Origin of the sequence: Edaphobacter sp. (assembly GCF_035532915.1) — a bacterium.
GTDB lineage: Bacteria > Acidobacteriota > Terriglobia > Terriglobales > Acidobacteriaceae > Edaphobacter.
Genome location: NZ_DATKQC010000407.1, coordinates 1 through 4,249, shown reverse-complemented (window position 1 = coordinate 4,249; position 4,249 = coordinate 1). Strand labels below are relative to the sequence as shown.

6 protein-coding genes are annotated in these 4,249 nt (G+C 58.2%); all 6 read left to right on the top strand.

The window, feature by feature from the left end:
• The first annotated feature begins 917 nt into the window (after positions 1-917).
• A complete protein-coding gene (locus VMU57_RS19135) occupies positions 918-1,352 on the top strand; it encodes a hypothetical protein (RefSeq protein WP_325386353.1) in 435 nt (144 codons plus the stop codon).
• Between the two features lie 15 nt (positions 1,353-1,367).
• Positions 1,368-2,030, top strand: coding sequence for a hypothetical protein (locus VMU57_RS19130; protein WP_325386351.1), 663 nt, complete (start codon positions 1,368-1,370; stop codon positions 2,028-2,030).
• A gap of 10 nt (positions 2,031-2,040) precedes the next feature.
• On the top strand, positions 2,041-2,496 hold the full coding sequence (locus tag VMU57_RS19125; protein ID WP_325386349.1) for a hypothetical protein: 456 nt from the start codon (positions 2,041-2,043) through the stop codon (positions 2,494-2,496).
• Between the two features lie 4 nt (positions 2,497-2,500).
• Complete coding sequence (locus VMU57_RS19120; protein ID WP_325386347.1) at positions 2,501-2,845, top strand: hypothetical protein; 345 nt, start codon at positions 2,501-2,503, stop codon at positions 2,843-2,845.
• A gap of 2 nt (positions 2,846-2,847) precedes the next feature.
• Positions 2,848-3,066, top strand: a complete 219-nt coding sequence (locus VMU57_RS19115; protein WP_325386345.1) for a hypothetical protein — start codon at positions 2,848-2,850, stop codon at positions 3,064-3,066.
• A partial coding sequence (locus VMU57_RS19110) for a hypothetical protein (RefSeq protein ID WP_325386343.1) occupies positions 3,038-4,249 on the top strand: 1,212 nt, incomplete at its 3' end. The genes VMU57_RS19115 and VMU57_RS19110, both read left to right, overlap by 29 nt.

Here is a 4,249-nt window from a genome sequence, read left to right as displayed (position 1 = left end):
CGCTCCCGATTGCCCAATTCGGAATCGAGTAAAGATCGCTCCCAATGCCCCAGAGTGTGTTTGGGCAAACTTCGGCCCGGTGACTCGGTTCGCACTTGAGGATATTTGCGAGGCCTTTTCTAAGGATCCTAATCGGATCAGCGACCCATTCGAAATCGGACGCTGTCCGTCCGGTGAAACCGGGCCGCGCCACGAACTATGAAGGGATGTGGTGGAACTTCCCGCAACGCCTTCAGATATAGGTATGTTCCCAGTTCCAGAGAAGCTGGGGATAGACCTCCCGATTGTAGCGGGCGATCCTGCGAAGGTTGAAGGCCAGACCTACAAGAGAAGCTACTTCGAGGATTAAAAAAAAGCGCAGTCAAGTCTACCGTAATTATCGTGGCTCCAGGGAGTTCGAGAATTGACCTGAAACCTATGAGGCTCCAAATGGACAAAATGGAAATCATTGGTCCCCAAAGAAGAGAAGGCCGGATGTAACGGCGGGGGCGGGGAGACGTAAACGCCTGTTCGGAGTACCTCTGGCTCGTTCCCGAAGTAAATTTGCCCGACCAGGTGCGCGTTCCCTGTTGGTAGAGGATGGGGCAGCCACGATATTCGCGGTTCCGCATTGGTCGCCTTGATATGGATTCAACTGCGATAGGGATGCCATTCCGTTGTCCCTGACGGGGTGACAGCTTGCGACACCGAGCTCTCCGATTGAGATTTTAGTCCAATTGGACAAGATCGATTCAACTCTGCGGAAGACTGAAACGCGGCCCCATATCTCTCCGGCCGCTGAAACCTCCTTACTCAGTTCGAGATCGACCGCGTTTCCATCCTGGTCTTTGCCGCTCTATTTGACCGAGTTCCCGTTCCATCGCATTCTCTCGGTCGACACGGAGGCCCCGAGCAGCCGTGTCAAGGAGAGAAAACCGATGAGAACCGCACTGGCTTTCTGGCGGCGCTCCCGAGTGTCCGCCTCGACATCTGCACACCTTCACTATCGCCCCGCCGAAATCAACTGGATGCACGTCGCTCTGAAGTTCGCCCTGGGCCTCGTGCTTCTCGGGAATTTCGCCGCACCGTTCGCAGCGAGAGCCCAGAACCTGGGAACGTCTCCCCAGTTCGGGCAGGCTGTCCAGGGCCAGCAAGCAACCACCGTCGAAGGCACCGTCCTCAACATCGTGAACTGGGGTTGCAACGTCATTGCACCAGTCATCGCGGTGGCCTGCCTGGGTGTCGCCGGATGGCATTTCAAGAGCGGGCGCGGCTACTTCGGATGGGGTGTGACCGGCGTGGCTCTCATGGTGATCTCCGGTCTCGGAAGGATGGCCGAGGGCTTCATCACACAAGCGCAAGGCATTCAGTAAGGAAGGCAGAGAACGATGCAACCGCCCCAGTTCCTTCTCGACCTGCTGCAACTGCTGCTCGATCTCGCGGCGCCGGCGGCGTTCTGCACGCTGGCCGCCGCGGGAGTCAGTCTGCGGCATGAAGGCGGGATCAACTTTCACGTGAACGGCCGCACCGGCAAATGGGTTCTGTGGACCATCGTCCTTCTCACGCTTCCCCAACTGCTGTCGTGGATCGCGGCGCAAGGGATCAATATACCGTCCGCGAGCGGATCGGTAGGAACGAGTTGGCTGGCCAGCATGGAGATGGTCTTCAAGAACTTCGTCAGCCAGATCGTCGTCGCCAAGCTGGTGCCGGTGCTTGCAGCCTATTTCGTCCTGAAGGCAACGCTCGATGGCGCCACGGGAGAGAACCCACTCGGCTCGATCGTGGCCGCGCTCTTCCTGATGTCGCTTTCGGCCACGATGCAACTCATGCAGGGCTGGAACTCGGGAGGAGAGTACGCCATGACCGACATGCTGACCTCCCTGTGGAACTACATTGCCGGACAGATCATGCCGGCAGCGGCGGGACTGGCATGTGTCGGAGCTGTCATCAATTTTGTCCGGCACAGACCCTGGACCCGGCTGGTCTTCGCCGCGATTTCCTTTCTGAGTGTGAGCGGCCTTCTCGCGCTCTTTCGGGCAATGGCTGCGTAAGGAGCTACGTATGAGTCTCGATGGGGCAATCACGAACCTCGCTTCATGGGCCGGCAACACCATGATGCCGACGATGGCGGGCCTGTTCTTTGCGGGAGCCGTATATCGCTACAGCAAGGGTGGTCCCTTCGAACAGTTTCTCTATGGCGGCTTTGCGTCGTTGATGTGCTCCGGCATGCTTCGCGCACTGGAGGGCTTTGTCCAACATGCAGGGCCGACGAACGCCGACGCTTTCTGGATGGCGACCATGAGTTTTGTGAATTGGACCGCCAATGTAATTCTTCCCATGTTCGCTCTGACACAGCTGGCGGCGATGGCGCTGCACATGGGCGGAGTCGTCTCCGAGATATACCCGGGCTCGACCTGGATCAGGAAGTTCATTGCGGCGATCGCGGCGCTGATGGTTTCAGGCATGGTTCGTCTGGCCGAGGCGATGGTCACGCAGGCACACGGGGTTGGGGGGTAAGCGAATGAGTCTCGATCTGACGCCGGTTCACCGCAACCTCCATACCAAGGTGACGTTTCTTGGACTGGAGTTCGAGGATTTGATTCTGGTGCTGGCGCTCGCCGCGATCATGAACCTTCTCGCGCACTTTGCGAGCGGCAACGCACACGTGCTCGGAATGCCTCTGAACATCTTCATGGAGTTTGTCGTGCCTGCGCTGGCGGTGCCGTTCCTGATTCTGTTCAAGTACGGACGGCCTCGCGGATACCTCACCGATCTGGTGCGTTCGTTCTTCGCTCCGAAAGCGTGGTGCGCACTTGAGCGAGATACGGAACTGACGGAACCTTACCTGGTCGACGAAGAGGATTGAGGATGCAGGCATCGATCGCAACGCAGAGGAACGGGATGGTCGTCGCTGTTCTCGACGCGGAGGCGGCACGCGTCACGTTCGCGTGCGTCATCTTCGCAGCACGCTTTCATGAGGAGATCGCTCCACTCGCACGGATCGTGGAGCAGCAATTGCGGATCGAAGTGGACGGAACTCGAGAGGGAGAGGTTAGCTATGCCGGTGACCCATGCAGAACACGATAGAAGGCTCAAAGTACCCGCAGTGTGCGCGTTGCTGCCACTGCGGGATTTTCCCAAAGGCGACAACATCATGGTGCGCACCAGCGGCGCATTCGTCGCGGGCTATGAGTTGAGAGGCGTCCTCGCCTATTTTGCCACCGACAGCGACCGCAACCAGACCAAGTCGATGCTTGAAGCACTGTTTCGGAGTGTTCCCGACGTTAGCATGCGCATTCAATTCCGCTATGAGATATGCGAACGTCTCGGCGACCTACTCGATAGCTACCTACACGAACAGCGTACCGAACAGTCGGAGGTGATGGCTCTCGATTCCCATCGGCTCCGGATGTGGCGGCATAAGGAGAACAGTGGCTTCTACTTCGAAAACCGGCTCCATGTCTATTTCATCTGGGATCCGCGCATTCACGCGAGGCTCTACCACTCTGCACAGCAGAATCGCAGTCTTGGCGGATTCACGCTGAGCCAGAAAAACGCCATCCAGCGTACTCGAAAGGAGCATGAAACCTGTCTGGCGGAGTTTGAATCCATCCTCCGGGGCATCGAGGGGTCGATGGAGGCGGCCAGCCTTGGGCCCCGGAGACTTGTCACCCAGGAGCTCTTTGAAGAGCTGAAGCACGCCCAGCATCCGCTCCGGCGCGATCGCCGGCCGTGCATTCCCGGCGAAGAAATGATCGAGTATCGCAGCGCGCGGCACCAGGCGGCCGAAGCGAGCATCCTCAATGAAACCGAGACTTACCTCAATATTGAAGGGTATCTCTACTCCGTTGTGAGTCTCAAGGATCTTCCCGATGCAACCTTCCCGGGAATGCTCAAGAACTTCTCGACGCTTGGCTTCCCGGTCGTCATCAGCGGACAGGTTGTGATCCCGGATCAGGTGAAGGTGCTCAAGAGCTACCAGAAGCGCCTCCAGAAGATGACGGCCGCCCAGAAAGACGCGAACGGCAATTTCAAATCGAATCCCGAGGCGGAAGTGGCGCAGGCTCAGCTCATCCAAGTGCAGCGCGACATCATCTCTTCGTCGCTCAAAACGGCCAAGCTGAGCCTTTCGGTTGTTGTACGCACTTCACAGCCGGCAGTGACACTCGGCGATTTGGAACGATCGGAACGTGTGCTTGCCAACCGCACGCAAGAGGTTCTAAACGCCTTCACGCACATGAACGGCGCGAAAGCCGTGGCCGAGACCATC